This window comes from Salinimicrobium sp. TIG7-5_MAKvit, assembly GCF_049569215.1.
GTDB lineage: Bacteria > Bacteroidota > Bacteroidia > Flavobacteriales > Flavobacteriaceae > Salinimicrobium > Salinimicrobium profundisediminis.
The window spans coordinates 991,323-1,007,200 of sequence record NZ_CP145903.1 but is presented as its reverse complement, the minus strand read 5'-3'; the positions used below and the strand labels follow the sequence as shown (position 1 = coordinate 1,007,200).

Below are 15,878 nucleotides of genomic sequence, written 5' to 3'. Positions count from 1 at the left end.
AGCCTAACTTTTTAAGATGAAAAAATTACAAATGGTTGACCTTAAAGGTCAATACGAGAAAATAAAAGATACAGTTACTCAGTCGATGTTAGAAGTTATTGATACCACTGCATTTATCAATGGCCCCGAAGTTCATGCTTTTCAGAAAGAACTGGAAGAGTACCTGGATGTGAAACATGTGATTCCCTGTGCCAATGGTACAGATGCTTTGCAAATTGCCATGATGGGCCTTGGTTTGAAACCAGGTGATGAGGTGATTACGGCCGACTTTACTTTTGCGGCAACTGTAGAGGTCATTGCCTTGCTACAGCTTACACCTGTACTGGTTGATGTGGAGCCAGATACCTTCAATATAAATCCTGAAGCCATCAAAAAAGCTATCACACCAAATACCAAAGCCATAGTGCCGGTGCACCTTTTTGGGCAGGCAGCAAATATGGATGAAATTATGGAAATTGCACGGGAGCACGATCTTTACGTGATTGAAGACAATGCCCAGGCTATAGGTGCAAATTACCATTTTAAAGACGGTGCAACAAAAAAGGCCGGGGCAATAGGCCATGTGGCATCCACGTCTTTTTTCCCTTCTAAAAATTTAGGTTGTTACGGTGACGGTGGTGCTATTTTTACAAATGATGATAAGCTGGCCCACACTATTAGAGGGATTGTGAATCACGGGATGTATGAACGTTACCATCACGATGTAGTAGGGGTGAACTCCAGGCTTGACAGTTTACAGGCTGCAGTATTGCGGGTGAAACTTCCTCAACTAGATCAATATAACAAGGCACGGCAGGAGGCTGCGCAAAAATATACCGCGGCTTTACAAAATGTAGAAGGGGTGACAGTCCCTTACACCGAAGATGCTGCTGATACACATGTTTACCACCAGTACACCATAAAGATTGCGGACGGGAAAAGAGATGCTTTGGCTAAACACCTTTCAGAAAAAGGTATTCCCTTCGGGATTTATTATCCCATCCCACTCCACAGCCAAAAGGCGTATAAAGATGACCGGTACAGGGAAGAAGATTTCACGGTGACCAATCAACTGGTAGAAGAGGTGATCTCACTGCCCATGCATACCGAATTGGATGATGAGCAAATTTCTTTTATTACAGAGACAATTGCTGATTTTCTAAAGAAGTAATCTTTTTATAAGACTTTAGCCTTAGGGCAACAAAAAACCCGGAGCTAAAAACTCCGGGTTTTTTGTATCTATCTATAATATAAATTAGAAGTTTCTTTGGTAGCATTTCCAACTCGCAACCCGCACCTTGCAACGTTTTATAACCCGCAACCTGCAACATTTCCAACCCGCAACTCCTATACTTCCGCAGATCTTACTTCAGCACTTCGGTCTATCTTCTTTACCAGTCCCTGTAACACTTTCCCCGGGCCTACTTCAATAAATTCTGAAGCCCCGTCTTTGATCATATTCCGCACACTCTGTGTCCATTTTACAGGAGCCGTTAATTGAAAGATCAGGTTTTTCTTGATTTCGGCACTATCGGTTACCGCAAAAGTCGAGACATTTTGGTAGATAGGACAAACTGGTTTATGGAATTCAGTTTCTTCTATAGCTGCCGCCAGCTCCTCTCTTGCCGGTTCCATAAGGGGCGAATGAAAAGCTCCTCCCACAGGAAGGATCATGGCCCTTTTAGCACCTCTTTCCTTTAATTCTTCACAGGCTTTTTCCACCGCCAGCAGGTCTCCCGAGATTACCAGTTGCCCGGGGCAGTTGTAATTTGCAGCAACCACTGTACCTTTAATATCGGCACAAATCGCTTCCACCAGGTGGTCTTCAAGGCCTAAAACAGCAGCCATTGTAGATTCCTCCAGTTCACAGGCCTTTTGCATAGCCAGTGCTCTTTTGGAAACCAGTTTTAAGGCATCTTCAAACTTTAATGTTCCATTTGCAACCAGGGCCGAAAATTCTCCCAAAGAGTGCCCGGCAACCATATCTGGTTTAAAGGTATCGCCTAACACCTTAGACAGGATTACCGAATGAAGAAATATTGCAGGCTGGGTCACTTTTGTCTTTTTAAGGTCTTCAGCGGTTCCTTCAAACATGGTTTGAGTTATAGAGAACCCCAGAATATCATTGGCTTTTTCAAAAAGTTCTTTCGCTAGAGGGGACTTCTCGTAGAGATCCTGTCCCATTCCTGTGAATTGGGCTCCCTGTCCCGGAAATACGTATGCTTTCATAACTTTAGTGATTAGGCTGCAAAATTAAGAAAATAAAAAAATCCTTACAGCAAAGCCGTAAGGATTCCTAATATGTTAATGGGTTTAAAGGTCTAATTTGCCTTTTTCACCCACATCCTGTTTCTCACCGGTTAAAGCTCCTATACCCATTTTAAAGAGGGTGACATATTTATTGGTTTTACTATCCCAAAAATATGCATCTACAGGCTTTACCTTTATTGCCGTGAGGTTGGGGTCATCTACGCCGTCAAACCAATTGTCGGAAGTTGAACTGTAAAGATCTTCCAGTATTTTTTTGTCTTTGGTGATCTCTGCTTCTCCATAGAGGGTAACAAATTCGTTATCATCGGGGTCGCTGTATAAGAGATGTACCTGTTCGTTGATTTGCAGGTTTTTATTGTGTTCACTATTACCTGCACTCACAAACCAGATATTTCCATTATCATCAATTTTTTTTGTCCTCATGGGAATGGCGTTGATTGGCCTTTTTTCAAGACCGGTAACCATCATCGCTACCTTGATGTCATCTACCAGTTCCCTTAGTTTCTTCCAAGATTCTTCTTTATTTAGATTTTCTGTGTCCATATCTTATTTTAATTTAACTATTTAAATATAAAATAATTAGCGCCCTATGTGCACTAAAGAACTCCTAAAAGAAGAGCGCGGGCTGTTAAGATTATGAAAAGCGACGGATTATTTCCTCAACCTGCGGAAGGTAACTGCGGCCAAAAATGTTGAGGTGCACCAGGAGATAATAAAGTTGCCAAAGAGGGATTCTTTCTTCCCATCCCTGCTGAAGCGGAAAATGAACATTGTAAATATCAAATACTTCTGAAGGAAAACCACCAAACAGCTGCATCATGGCAAGATCCATTTCCCTTGGTCCGTAGCAAACTGCAGGGTCTATAAGGCACGGTAGGCCTTCTTTATTGGTAATGTAATTTCCACTCCATAGATCTCCGTGGAGCAGGGCAGGAGCTTCCCGCGGAATTTCTTCTGAAATATTCCTGTAAAATCCTGATAGATCGCCCAGCGAAAAGCCTCTTTCTGAAGCCATCTTCACCTGCGGTTCCAACCGCTGACTCACATAAAAACCGGCTGCCGATTCTCGCGGCTCATTGTACTGCGGAAGACTTCCAATATAATTGGGTGCTGCAAAGCCGAAGCTTTCAGCAGAAGTTTTATGAAGTAGGGAAAGCTGCTCCCCAAATACCTTCCAAAAATGCCCTTTTTGAGGCTCTTCTTTTTTGTATTCCAGTAGGAGGTAAGCCTTATCACCAACTTCCCCGAGACCAATAACAGCCGGTACATCAAAAGCATTCGCCTGCTTCAGGGTTTCCAGTCCCTGTTTTTCGGCTGCGAACATTCCGGGAAATTTGTGGGCAGAGTTGACCTTCACCACTTTTTTTCCTTCCGAAGTATTTATAAGGTACACCTGGTTGATGCTGCCGCCGGCAAGGGAATTGATGCTTTTTACGGTAAAACCATGGCTGCTTGCCAGTTCGTGTATGACCTGTTGATCATTTGACACGTTCATAGGTGAGGTAGGTGAAAGCGTATTTGTGGCGCTCATCTGCAGGGTGTTCTTCTTTTGCTACCAGTTTCCAGTTCTTCTCATCAAAATCGGGAAAGTGGGTATCGGCGTCAAAACTCCCGTGCACACGCGTGAGCTCAATGGCATCAGCTTTATCCAGAGAAAGCTTATAGATCTCACCGCCGCCAATCACAAAAGGTTGCGGATCATCTTTCGCTGCTTCGAGTGCTTTTTCGAGGGAATTTACTACGATGGTGCCTTCGGGATTGTAATCGTCCTTGCGGGTGATGATCACGTGGGTGCGATTGGGAAGCAATTGAGGAAATGTCTCAAACGTCTTGCGTCCCATTATAATATAGTGGCCGGTAGTCAATTTTTTAAACCTCTTAAAATCGTCGGGCAGGTGCCACACCAGGTCTTTGTCTTTCCCCAGTTCATTGTTCTCACCTGCAGCTGCAATCAAAGTAACTTTTCCCATTGTTAAGAATTTATTGGAGCATCAGGATCAATCGGTTTTTGGGTCGTGGGAGGAATGTATGGTTCTCCTTTTGTAGGGAGGGGATAGTCTTTTTCCACTTTCTTCTGAAGTTCGGCAATTTTCTTTTGCTGCTTCGCCACCAGTCGGTCAATCTGCTCGTTTTCCCAGTCTTTTCCAAAAAATTTATTGGTGATAAACACGTTGAAAACATGAATAAGCAGTAGCAAAGCCCAGAAGATGATGGCCCATACAAACCAGTCTATCCCAAAAGGATTGATGTTGCGGCCTATGTCAAAGATCACATTGAGCAGGATCAAAACCACCGATCCCAGTAGAAAGACTATAAAATGTTGGTACAATCTTCTTTTTTGCCGTGCCCGCATTTGTGCCCTTTCAATAAGTCTGCGTTGCTCCGGATCTATTTTTGAAGCACTATTTTTTTCCAGCCCCATATTAAAACGTAATTTTAAAGATATTCTCAAATTTATTGATTTTACTACGGAATCTTCCTTGTTTATGAAGAATTTTAAAAAACAGTTTCCTCTTTTAGAACAGTATACTTATCTCAATACTGCGGCTTCCGGTTTGTTGTCTGAAAATCTGCTGGAATTCAGGCAGGACTATGATCTCGACTTTCTCATTGGCGGCAGTTTATTTCGTGATAATCGTGACGCTCTCTTTCTAAAAGTAAGAAAGGCGGTGGGAGATCTGTTTGGCTGTGCACCCAATCTTGTAGCGCTTATGCCCAATTTTTCCTTAGGATTTAATACGCTACTGGAAGAAATTGACCACAGTAAAAAGGTGCTATTGCTCAAAAACGATTATCCGTCGGTAAATTGGGCTGTAGAATCACGCGGGTTCAAGGTGTGTTATGCCGAAATAGATGAAAACCTGGAGCGCAATATTGCTGAAGCAGTTTTCCGCGAAAAGCCTGATGTTTTTGCTTTCAGCCTTGTGCAGTACATCAACGGAATTAAAATAGATCCCGATTTTCTTCTGAAGCTTAAGAAAGATAACCCCGGGCTTCTCCTTTTTGCCGATGGCACCCAATTTTGTGGTACCGAAAAATTCGATTTTGAAGCCTCGGCTCTAGATGTGCTTGGGGCCAGTGCTTATAAATGGCTTAATGCCGGTTACGGGAATGGATTTTTTCTCTTCAAGGAACATATGCAGGAAAAAGTAAAGTCGGGAGAATTTGAGATCAAAGACCTGCAGGGAAAGAACAAGCCTCACAAAGGCAGTTTTATTGGCAAATTTGAACCAGGGCACCTTGATACTTTAAACTTCGGAAGCCTTAAAACCGCCATAGATATTATAAAACAGGTGGGAATATCAGAAATTGAAAACGGTATCAAAGAACTTGCTTTCGTTGCCAAAGCTAAACTCAGTGAAAAAGGAGTGCTGGAATCTGCAGTGGTTAACCGGGAACTGCATTCGTCTATCTTTAACATCAGGGGAGATGATAAATTGTTTCAGAAGCTTCGTACCAACAGGATTATCTGCTCTCAACGAGGTGAGGGAATTAGGGTTAGTTTCCACTACTTCAATTCCGAAGAAGACCTGGAAAACCTGCTGAAGCAGTTATAAAAAGGGTGTCCAAAAATGCCATTTTTGAAAGGTTTTATTTTGTCTTTCCCTTTAAAACGATTGACGATAATTTAGACCTCACAGGTTTCAAAAACCTGTGAGGTCTTTGTGAAGTCTCTGTGTTTTTAAAGTAAAAACACACCTTCGGTTTTTAATTCCTGTCTCATTTCATCGGGCCAGATGCTCGCCTGTACTTCCCCAATATGTCTTTTTTGAAGCAGGAACATGCAAAGCCTTGACTGTCCTATCCCGCCACCAATGGTTTGAGGGAGTTTTTCTGAAAGCAGCTGGTCATGGTAGTATAAACTTTTACGGTCTTCGGCTTTTCTTTCTTGTAGTTGTAGCTCCAGGGTCTTTTTGTCTACCCTAATTCCCATTGAAGACAATTCAAAAGCCTGTTCCAGTACACTGTTCCAGACTAAGATATCGCCGTTTAGGCCTTTTGTAGAAGCCGAGGTAGGAGTGCTCCAGTCATCATAATCGGGAGCCCGGCCGTCATGAGGTTCTCCGCTTTCCAGAATTCCACCTATGCCAATGAGAAATACGGCCCCAAATTCTTTAGCCGCCCTGTCTTCGCGTTGTTTTGGGCTGAGGTGAGGGTACTTTTGCAGCAGGTCTTCGGTGTGTAAAAAGGTGATTTCTTCAGGCAGGTCGAGGGAGAGGAGAGGGTAATTTTTGGTGATGGCAGCCTGTGTGGCGAGTAGGGAAGAATATATGCTGCGTACCTGGGTCTTTAGGAATTCCAATTGACGGTCTTCGGGAAGTATTACTTTTTCCCAATCCCACTGGTCTACCGAAATGGAATGTATTGGCCCCAGTTCTTCATCGGGCCGCAGAGCTTTCATGTCGGTCACTATTCCCATTCCGGGTTCAAATTCATATTCCCGCAGTCTTAATCTTTTCCATTTCGCAAGAGATTGCACCACTTCGGCGCGGCGCTCCTGCATAGCTTTTATAGGGAAACCAACCGGTCTTTCAATTCCGTTTAGATCGTCGTTGATGCCGGTGCCGTGAAGTACAACTGTGGGAGCCGATATTTTTACCAGTGAAAGTTGTGATTTCAGGTGTTTTTCAAATTCAGATTTTACGAACTCAACGGCTTCTTCAGTTTCAAGTTTTTGTGATAGTTGTAGTGTAGGTTTCATAATGTTTGTTTTTAATGTTTAAGAAATAAAAAAGCCTGCCCCGGGAAGGAGGCAGGCTTTAAAGCACAGAGATCCTCTCCCCCGGGTGGCGGACTATTATTATTGATATTATTATTTTGAAGTAGTTTCATTATTCTGCAAAAAAAAGCCTTTCCGTGTGGCGGAAAGGCTTTTGAATATTGTTTAAGGGACTTTTTTTTATACAATAATAGCTCTCCGCAATCTGATTTGATTCAGATTGTTATTGAAATTATTATTGTTATTGTTTAAAATCACCTGGATTGTTCTTTTTTGATTTTGGTAAACTTAGGGCATTTTTTTTAAACCTCAAATTTATTTTTCAATTTTTACACCTTTCCAAAAAGCCACGTGGTTCTTAATTTGTGCTGCTTCGGGTTTTGGATGAGGATAAAACCAGGCTGCATCGGTATTTTTCTCATCTCCTACCTTTAGGTGGAAATAAGAGGCTCTGCCTTTCCATGGGCACACTGTATGGGTATCGCTCAGGTTGAAGAATTCAGAATTTATAGATTCCGGGGGGAAATACTGGTTGTTTTCTACTTCAACAGTTTGATCACTTTCGGCTATTACGGTGTTATTCCAAATTGCTTTCATTATTTTATTCTTTTGAAAAGATAGTTTTTAAAGCAGCTGTCTTTGTCGGCCCAACAGCCTGAAATCTCCAGTCCGGCTTCTTTGGCCAGCCAGGCTATGGAGGTGTCGTCATATTTTTGGGATACTTCGGTGTGTATGGTCTCCCATTTTTGAAAATGCACTTTAATGTCAAGAGCATTTATTGCTACAGTTTGTTCCTTTTTGCTCACCAGGAAGCTTTTGGCTACTCCTGATTCGGGATCATAAAGGGGCCAGTGCATAAAATCTTCAGGATCAAATTCGGCATCCAGTTCCCTGTTCATTCGCGTGAGCAGGTTTTTATTGAATGCTTCGGTAACTCCGGCGTCGTCATTATAAGCATCCAAAATCACCTTAGGGTCTTTCTTTTGATCTACTCCCATAAAGAAAAGATCTTTTTCATGCATTGCAGAAGATATCTTCTTTAAAAAGTTCACAGCTTCTTCGGGTGTGAGATTCCCAATATTCGAACCCAGGAAAAGGATCACTTTTTTGCGCTCCCGGTAATCGGCCAGGCGGCTGAGTACTTCGGCATATGTGCCCTGCTGTGGTTCTACCTCTACAGCAGGAAATTCCTGTTGCAGGCTGCCTTTTAACTGCTCGAGCACATTCTTACTGATATCTACGGGCAGGTATTTATAGTCATAGTTCTTTTCTTCAAAGTGACTTAACAGCACCTTTGTCTTTTTCCCGTCCCCGGCACCAAGTTCTATAAGGTCAAATCCTTCTAAAGAGGCAAATTCATCTCCTAATTCTTTCCTGTGGCGCTTAAGAATTTGATATTCCTTGCCCGTAAGATAGTACTCGGGCAGATCCATGATCTGCTGAAAGAGCTCGTCTCCCTTTTCATCATAAAGGAATTTTGAGCTAATTTTTTTAGGATATGAAGTAAGGCCTTTAAAGACGTCTTCGGCAAACTGAGTCTTGAATTCCGGAGGTTTGGTGTTGTTCATAAGGAAAAAAATTTCCGGCGTAATTACCTTTTTTGGGAAATAAAAAAAGGAAACCCGCAGGTTTCCTTCAAATTTAAACTTTTATGTATCCCTTTTAGTTAAAGGAATAATAAGAATAGGCTTAGAATGTAAAAGGAACTTTATAGCTCACCTCTACAGGTTTCCCGGCCATCTGCCCCGGTGTCATTGTTGGAATGGCAAGAATGATCCTCTTTGCTTCTTCATTGAGTTCCTTTTTAGAGCCTTCAACTTTAGAAATTACCGGCTTCCCTTCTTTATTGATCACAAAAGAAACTATCGCCTTTCCCCAAATGTAGTTGCCAGCTTTATCTTTTGGGAACTTGTAATTCTCCTTGAGATGCTGGGTGAGCTTCTCCTTAAAACAGGTTTTTGAATTCCCCGAAAAATCTTCACAACCCGGCCAAACCGGAGGGGTTTCTTTGGTAGTAAGCGTATTTTTGGATACACTTACGCCTTCCTGGGCAAATGTTGCTCCTGCGCTAAACAGGAAAAGGACAAAAAATAATTTTTTCATGATCTGGGGCTTGTTCTTAGAAGCGGTAGGTAGTGGTAAAATTCCGGGAATCGGGCTCTCCGTTTAAAGTCCCGGGCTTCATATCTGGAATCTTTTTGAGCATTTCCCTGGCAGCTTCATTCACCAGTGGCTCCGATCCTTCAACCGAATTCACAATAACTTTCCCTTCTTCATTAATATTGAAAGATACTTTTACTTCTCCCCGAACGTAGGCGTTCTGCTTCATGGGGTATTCGTAATTTTCCCTTACATGGGCATTTAGTTTTTCGTTAAAACATTCCGATTTATCTTCAGCGTCTTCACAGCCCGGCCAAACTGGTGAGGTTTGTTGCGCCTGGGCACCTGCTATTCCTCCAAAGAAAAAACATGCAATAACTAATAACTTCTTCATAATGCTTAAAAAATTTAAAATTGGACAAAAATTAAACCGCTACCTGCCCTTTTATAGCCGGATGCGGATCATAATTTTCCAATTTAAAATCTTCAAACTTAAAATCAAAAATATTTTTCACCTCAGGATTCAGTTTCATGACTGGCAAAGGCCTCACATCCCGCGACAGCTGCAGGTTTACCTGCTCCAGGTGGTTGTTGTAAATATGTGCATCACCAAAAGTGTGAATAAAATCTCCTGCTTCATAACCACATACCTGCGCAATCATCATAGTGAGCAGGGCATAGGAAGCGATGTTGAACGGTACACCTAAAAAGATATCTGCACTTCGCTGGTAGAGTTGACAGGATAATTTGCCGTTAGCAACATAGAACTGGAAAAAAGCATGACATGGAGGAAGCGCGGCTTTTCCATTCGCTACATTTTCTGAAAAGGATTTTGAGGTATCGGGCAGTACCGAAGGATTCCAGGCGGTAACCAGCATGCGGCGGCTGTTGGGGTTGGTCTTCAATGTTTCTACCACCTCTTTTATTTGATCTATATCTTCACTGTTCCAGTTGCGCCATTGATGCCCGTACACCGGACCCAGATCGCCGTTCCCGTCGGCCCATTCGTTCCAGATACGCACTCCGTTTTCCTGTAAATATTTAATGTTGGTATCGCCGTTGAGGAACCAAAGCAGCTCGTAAATAATAGATTTTAGATGGAGCTTTTTTGTGGTGACCATGGGAAAACCTTCACTTAAATCAAACCGCATCTGGTAACCAAACACGCTTTTTGTGCCGGTGCCGGTGCGGTCTCCTTTTTCATTTCCGTTTTCCAGGACATGTTTTATCAAGTCGTGATACTGCTTCATTATGAATTGATTCTGAAGGGTTTATATTTTAAAGATAGTGCTGATGCTTACCTGCCAAAAATGGCAAATTCCGGATCAATTTCAGCTAAAATAGAAAACTGTACTGAATTAGAAAGTGTTTTTAACGACCGGAATTTTCTATCCAATGATCATCCCTGCAATTGTAGCCGAAAGCAAAGAAGCGAGGGTACCGCCAATAAGCGCTTTCATCCCAAATTCCGAAAGGGTTTTTCTCTGTCCGGGTGCCAGGGAACCAATTCCGCCTATTTGTATTCCAATAGAAGCGAAGTTGGCAAAACCACAAAGCATGTAAGTGGCCATGATGATGGATTTTTCATAGGTAAGGCTTAGCGCATTTACCGGATTCTTAAGTTCAGCCAGCTGGATATATCCTACAAATTCACTCGCTGCAAGTTTTATTCCCAGCAGCTGCCCCATGAGCATCATATCGGCTTTTGCTACTCCAATAAGCCACATGAGCGGAGCAAAAATAATTCCGAGGAGAGATTCAAGAGATAACCTGGCGTATGGGGTGTTTGCTGCCATGATGCCGTTAAGGCTTGTCCAGTCTCCAATTTTTCCGAGGCCGTAGTTGATCATAGCGATAAAAGCGATAAAAACCAGGAGCATTGCAGCGACATTAGCTGCCAGTTTTAAACCTTCGGTGGTACCGTTGGCAATGGCATCTAAAATATTAGATCCTATTTTGTCCGAAGAAACTTCTACATCGGTAGTGATCTTGTCCTGCTGCGGATAAAGGATCTTTGAAATAACGATAGCTCCCGGTGCTGCCATAACCGATGCAGCCAGCAGGTGCTTTGCAAATTCTACTCTAAGCGCAGGGTCATCACCCCCCAAAAAGCCTATATAAGCAGCCAGTACGCCACCTGCTACGGTAGCCATTCCGCCAATCATGACCAAAAGGATCTCCGACCGGCTCATTCTTTCAAGGTAGGCCTTGATCATTAATGGAGCTTCAGTTTGTCCTAAAAAGATATTTCCGGCCACACTTAAACTTTCGGGGCCCGAGATGCCCATGAGCTTGGTTAGTACCCATGCCATTCCTTTTACCACGATTTGTATCACCCCAAGGTAGAACAGAACAGAAGTTAAGGCAGAGAAGAAAACGATGGTGGGTAATACCTGGAACAGGAAGATAAAACCATAGCTTTCTACACTCATCAATCCGCCGAGCAAAAATTCGCTTCCTGCAGCGGTGAAATCAAGAATAAGTACAAAGAAGTAGCCTACGGTCTCAAATACGTTTTGAACCACAGTGATCTTTAAAACCCCTATTGCCAAAAGAAGCTGGGCGCCTAATCCTACAAGAATCGTCTTCCAGTTTATGGCCCTGCGGTTGCTGCTAAAGATAAAGGCGAGTAAGATGAGAGAGACCATTCCCAGTGCACCTCTCCAGAAACTTGTGAAGGTAAAACCCTGGTTGGGTATTACGGTCTTTGCGGTATCTACGGGCAGTACTTCCTGTACAGTTTGTGGCACTTCCCTAAGGGAGTAAGTCACATCTCTTGTGCTGAGCACCAGCGTAGAATCGGTTAAGGTGTTGACTCTAAAATTCTGAATACTGTCGCCCGGGCTGTCAAAAAATAGTACCAGTACATCATTTTGAAAAACATAATTCCCGGTTGATCTGGGAACGTCTTCATTGGTAAGGGCGAGTTCAAAACCTCCATTGTCCAGTTTTAAATAGTCATTTCCGGGGGAGATGTCAAAAATGGTGTTTTGGGGGCTGCCTTCTACGGCTTCAAAATCCCAGGTTTTAGAAATTGATTGTGCAAATAATGGGGATAGTCCGAAGAAGATCAGGAACAGGAAGCACCAGATTTTATTCATTATGAATGGGGGTTATTTTCGCTTGGAGATCTCATCTCGTATACGGGCCGCTTTCTCATAATCTTCGTTTTTTACGGCCTGGTCTAGCATGTTATTGAGTTCGTTGAGTGACAGTTTCCTGTAATCGGGTTGGTCAGATTTTATCTCGACTTCCTTAGAAAAGAGTTCATCTACTATAATATCTTCTTTCTCCTGTTCTTCTTTCTCTTTTGCCGTATCTCCCTTGAGGTAGATACCGGCCTTGTCCAGAATATTCTTATAGGTGAAAATGGGCGCCTGGAACCTCAAAGCAAGTGCAATGGCATCGCTGGTCCTGGCGTCAATGATCTCTTCGATTTTATCGCGCTCACAAATGAGGCTGGAATAGAAAACCCCGTCTACCAGTTTGTGAATGATCACCTGTTTTACAACGATTTCAAACCTGTCGGCAAAATTCTTGAAAAGGTCGTGGGTGAGTGGGCGAGGAGGCTTGATCTCTTTTTCAAGAGCGATAGCGATAGATTGAGCTTCAAAAGCTCCAATGACAATAGGGAGTTTACGCTCTCCTTCCACCTCACTCAAAATTAAGGCATAGGCCCCATTCTGGGTTTGGCTGTAAGAAATTCCTTTAATGTTAAGGCGCACTAAACTCATACTTCAAAAATACAAAAAAAAAGCTGTCTAAACGGGCAAAACACCTATCTGAGACAGCCCTTTTAACGGCTTGCAAGTTAAAAAAATTATGAGTTACCAGCCTTAAATTCCTTTAATTTTTCGGTGAGCTTTGGTACTATCTCAAAGGCATCTCCTACCACCCCGTAATCGGCAGCCTTAAAGAAAGGTGCTTCGGGGTCATTATTGATCACCACTTTTGTTTTTGAGGCACTTACCCCTGCAAGATGTTGTATTGCTCCAGAAATTCCAATAGCGATGTACAGGTTTGCCGCAACGGGTTTACCTGTCTGGCCTACGTGTTCACTATGAGGTCTCCAGCCCATGTCACTCACAGGTTTTGAACAGGCTGTCGCTGCTCCCAGTGTGTCGGCAAGTTCTTCAACCATACCCCAGTTTTCAGGACCTTTAAGACCTCTTCCGCCAGATACCACAATTTCGGCATCGGCAATAGTCACCTTATCGGCTGCTTTGTCTACGGAAACCACGTTTATTGCAAAATCTCCTTCAGAAAGAGAAGGGGAGAAATCTTCTTCAGTAGCGTCTGTTTGATTTTCTTTTAATCCGAAGGCATTTTTAGAAAGCCCAATGATCTTCACATCGGTAGATAATTTGGTGAAGTTAAAAGCCTTGTTGGTGAATGCGGTTCTTTTAACCTGTAGTGGATCTGTACCTTCTGGTAAAGCCACAACGTTTGAAGCGTACCCCGCCTCCAGTTGTACTGCCAGTAGTGGCGCTAAATATTTTGCGTTTGCACTCTGGCTTACAACAATCACTTTTGATCCTTCCTTTTCGGCTGCCTGCTTAATGGCATCGGCGTAGGCTTTAGCATTGAATTTTTGAAGCTTTTCGTCATTTACCTTTAATACTTTACTCACTCCATACTTCCCAAGGTCACCTGCACTTTGCGCATTAAAGGAAATAGCTGTAACTTCTGTTCCCAGCATGTCGGCAACACCTTTTGCATAAGAAGCCACCTCAAAGGCAGTCTTCTTAAATTGTCCTTCTTCCGATTCTGTATATACTAATACTGACATATCTTTTTATTGAATATTTTAAATTGACTATTGAATATTAAACCTTCGGTTAAATCCAAAATTCCAAATTCCAAAGCCTTCAGTTCAAACCTTGAACCTTAAACTTTAAACCCTGAACTTTAAATTACTTTAGCCTCGTTGTGAAGCAGGTTGATCAATTCATCAAGATTATCGGCATCAACAAGCTTGATATCGCCTTTTGGTTTGGGTTTTTCAAATTTAACTGCTTCAGAATGTGTCGCTGTATCTACAGGCTCAACCACGTTAAGCGGCTTTTTTCGCGCCTGCATAATTCCGCGCATGTTAGGAATGCGAAGGTCGCTTTCCTGTACAATTCCCTTCTGGGTACCTATTACTAACGGAAGATTTGTCTTTAGTGTTTCTTTTCCTCCATCGATTTCGCGAATTGCCGTAGCTTCATTTCCTTCTACTTCCAACCCTATACAGGTATTCACGAAATTTGCGCCAATAAGACCGGCTACCATACCAGGAACCATTCCGCCGTTGTAGTCAATAGATTCACGGCCTGCAATTATAAGGTCATAACCACCATCCTGTGCTACTTTTGCTATTTGTTTGGCAACATAGATCCCGTCTGTAGCGGGTGTATTTACGCGAATTGCGCTATCGGCACCAATAGCCAAAGCTTTTCTTAAAGTAGGTTCGGTCTCTGTGCCGCCTACGTTCACCACATCTACTGTTGCACCTTGCTTCTCTTTGAACCACATGGCCCTTGTAAGACCAAATTCATCATTTGGATTGATCACGAACTGCACCCCCGCGGTATCGAATTTTGTATCACCTTCAGAAAAATTAATCTTTGAGGTGGTATCAGGAACGTGACTAATACACACTAATATTTTCATATATCTCAGAATTTTGTAAATAAAAATTATAAATGGATTACGAAGATACATAAAAACTGAGGAAAAATACTGTGCGTGCATAAGAAATTTTTGTTCTGAAGTTGGCCGTAATCCTTATTTGAATTACTATTTTTGTGATTCGAAAATTTTAATCAAATACGTGTAATGAAGACAATCCAGTTCAGGGAAGCAATTGCCCAGGCCATGACAGAAGAAATGCGCAGGGATGAATCTGTGTACCTTATGGGAGAAGAGGTTGCTGAATATAATGGTGCTTATAAAGCATCAAAAGGGATGTTGGATGAATTTGGTCCAGATCGCGTGATCGATACACCCATCTCAGAATTAGGTTTTTCAGGAATAGGTGTTGGTAGCGCCATGAATGGAAACCGTCCCATCATAGAATTCATGACCTTTAACTTTTCCCTGGTGGGAATTGACCAGATTATAAATAACGCTGCCAAGATGCGCCAAATGAGTGGTGGGCAATTTAATGTTCCCATTGTTTTTCGTGGGCCAACAGCTTCGGCAGGCCAATTGGGAGCTACCCACTCACAGGCATTTGAAAGCTGGTATGCCAATACTCCGGGATTAAAAGTAATTGTACCTTCTAACCCTTACGACGCAAAAGGGCTTTTAAAAGCCGCCATTCGCGATGACGATCCTGTGATTTTCATGGAATCTGAGCAAATGTATGGTGACAAGGGAGAAGTGCCCGAAGAAGAATATGTATTGCCAATTGGTAAGGCAGACATTAAAAGAGAAGGTAGCGATGTAACAATTGTTTCCTTCGGGAAGATCATCAAGATATGTTACAAGGCTGCTGAAGAACTTGAAAAAGAAGGAATTTCATGTGAGATCATCGACTTGCGTACCATTCGCCCGATGGATCATGAAACTATCCTAGAATCTGTAAAGAAAACCAACCGCCTGGTTATTGTTGAAGAAGCATGGCCATTTGGAAACGTAGCTACAGAGATCACTTACCAGGTGCAGTCACAGGCATTCGATTTCCTTGATGCGCCAATTGTAAAGATCAATACTGCCGATACTCCTGCTCCTTATTCTCCGGTACTACTCGAAGAGTGGTTGCCAAATCACAACGATGTGATCAAAGCAGTGAAAAAGGTTATGTATAAGGACTAAATAAAGC

At 42.6% G+C, this 15,878-nt stretch carries 18 protein-coding genes; 3 read left to right on the top strand and 15 right to left on the bottom strand.

Features of this window, described 5'->3' with window-relative positions; genetic code table 11:
* The first annotated feature begins 16 nt into the window (after positions 1 to 16).
* Positions 17 to 1,150: a DegT/DnrJ/EryC1/StrS family aminotransferase gene (locus tag V5739_RS04515; RefSeq protein WP_423819830.1), complete on the top strand. Its 1,134-nt coding sequence runs from the start codon at positions 17 to 19 to the stop codon at positions 1,148 to 1,150.
* Between the two features lie 176 nt (positions 1,151 to 1,326).
* On the opposite strand, the gene fabD is transcribed toward V5739_RS04515, so the two are convergent.
* From fabD to V5739_RS04490, 5 genes are all read right to left on the bottom strand, one after another.
* On the bottom strand, positions 1,327 to 2,208 hold the full coding sequence (fabD, locus tag V5739_RS04510; RefSeq protein ID WP_423819829.1) for an ACP S-malonyltransferase: 882 nt from the start codon (positions 2,206 to 2,208) through the stop codon (positions 1,327 to 1,329).
* Positions 2,209 to 2,292: 84 nt separating this feature from the next.
* The gene (locus V5739_RS04505) at positions 2,293 to 2,793 is read right to left on the bottom strand and encodes a pyridoxamine 5'-phosphate oxidase family protein (protein ID WP_423819828.1); all 501 of its coding nucleotides are present in this window, start codon (positions 2,791 to 2,793) and stop codon (positions 2,293 to 2,295) included.
* 91 nt (positions 2,794 to 2,884) lie between these two features.
* Positions 2,885 to 3,781, bottom strand: coding sequence for a fructosamine kinase family protein (locus V5739_RS04500; RefSeq protein ID WP_423819827.1), 897 nt, complete (start codon positions 3,779 to 3,781; stop codon positions 2,885 to 2,887).
* Positions 3,729 to 4,220 (bottom strand): dihydrofolate reductase, encoded by a 492-nt coding sequence (locus V5739_RS04495; RefSeq protein WP_266070478.1) that lies wholly within the window; start codon positions 4,218 to 4,220, stop codon positions 3,729 to 3,731. Before V5739_RS04495 ends, V5739_RS04500 begins: the two co-directional genes overlap by 53 nt.
* Before the next feature lie 2 nt (positions 4,221 to 4,222).
* Complete coding sequence (locus V5739_RS04490) at positions 4,223 to 4,672, bottom strand: 2TM domain-containing protein (protein ID WP_266070479.1); 450 nt, start codon at positions 4,670 to 4,672, stop codon at positions 4,223 to 4,225.
* Between the two features lie 64 nt (positions 4,673 to 4,736).
* Between V5739_RS04490 and V5739_RS04485 the strand changes: the two genes are divergently transcribed.
* Entirely contained in the window at positions 4,737 to 5,807 is a 1,071-nt protein-coding gene (locus V5739_RS04485; RefSeq protein WP_423819825.1) for an aminotransferase class V-fold PLP-dependent enzyme, read from the top strand.
* Between the two features lie 125 nt (positions 5,808 to 5,932).
* Here V5739_RS04485 and asnA read toward each other — a convergent pair whose 3' ends face one another.
* From asnA to V5739_RS04435, 10 genes are all read right to left on the bottom strand, one after another.
* Entirely contained in the window at positions 5,933 to 6,952 is a 1,020-nt protein-coding gene (asnA, locus tag V5739_RS04480; protein ID WP_423819824.1) for an aspartate--ammonia ligase, read from the bottom strand.
* Positions 6,953 to 7,285: 333 nt separating this feature from the next.
* Positions 7,286 to 7,567 (bottom strand): DUF427 domain-containing protein, encoded by a 282-nt coding sequence (locus tag V5739_RS04475; RefSeq protein WP_423819823.1) that lies wholly within the window; start codon positions 7,565 to 7,567, stop codon positions 7,286 to 7,288.
* Entirely contained in the window at positions 7,567 to 8,538 is a 972-nt protein-coding gene (gene egtD / locus V5739_RS04470; RefSeq protein WP_423819822.1) for an L-histidine N(alpha)-methyltransferase, read from the bottom strand. Before egtD ends, V5739_RS04475 begins: the two co-directional genes overlap by 1 nt.
* Before the next feature lie 121 nt (positions 8,539 to 8,659).
* Positions 8,660 to 9,073: an energy transducer TonB gene (locus tag V5739_RS04465; RefSeq protein WP_423819821.1), complete on the bottom strand. Its 414-nt coding sequence runs from the start codon at positions 9,071 to 9,073 to the stop codon at positions 8,660 to 8,662.
* A gap of 16 nt (positions 9,074 to 9,089) precedes the next feature.
* Positions 9,090 to 9,464 (bottom strand): TonB family protein, encoded by a 375-nt coding sequence (locus tag V5739_RS04460; protein ID WP_266070486.1) that lies wholly within the window; start codon positions 9,462 to 9,464, stop codon positions 9,090 to 9,092.
* Positions 9,465 to 9,495: 31 nt separating this feature from the next.
* Positions 9,496 to 10,320, bottom strand: a complete 825-nt coding sequence (locus tag V5739_RS04455; protein ID WP_423819820.1) for a thymidylate synthase — start codon at positions 10,318 to 10,320, stop codon at positions 9,496 to 9,498.
* Between the two features lie 138 nt (positions 10,321 to 10,458).
* On the bottom strand, positions 10,459 to 12,171 hold the full coding sequence (locus tag V5739_RS04450; RefSeq protein ID WP_423819819.1) for a nucleoside transporter C-terminal domain-containing protein: 1,713 nt from the start codon (positions 12,169 to 12,171) through the stop codon (positions 10,459 to 10,461).
* A 12-nt stretch (positions 12,172 to 12,183) separates the two neighbouring features.
* Complete coding sequence (locus tag V5739_RS04445; RefSeq protein ID WP_423819818.1) at positions 12,184 to 12,804, bottom strand: bifunctional nuclease domain-containing protein; 621 nt, start codon at positions 12,802 to 12,804, stop codon at positions 12,184 to 12,186.
* Between the two features lie 86 nt (positions 12,805 to 12,890).
* A complete protein-coding gene (locus tag V5739_RS04440) occupies positions 12,891 to 13,859 on the bottom strand; it encodes an electron transfer flavoprotein subunit alpha/FixB family protein (protein WP_423819817.1) in 969 nt (322 codons plus the stop codon).
* A 119-nt stretch (positions 13,860 to 13,978) separates the two neighbouring features.
* Positions 13,979 to 14,725 (bottom strand): electron transfer flavoprotein subunit beta/FixA family protein, encoded by a 747-nt coding sequence (locus V5739_RS04435; RefSeq protein WP_266070491.1) that lies wholly within the window; start codon positions 14,723 to 14,725, stop codon positions 13,979 to 13,981.
* Between the two features lie 165 nt (positions 14,726 to 14,890).
* On the opposite strand from V5739_RS04435, the gene V5739_RS04430 reads away from it, so the two are divergent.
* Positions 14,891 to 15,871, top strand: a complete 981-nt coding sequence (locus V5739_RS04430) for a pyruvate dehydrogenase complex E1 component subunit beta (protein ID WP_266070492.1) — start codon at positions 14,891 to 14,893, stop codon at positions 15,869 to 15,871.
* The last annotated feature ends 7 nt before the right edge of the window (positions 15,872 to 15,878 follow it).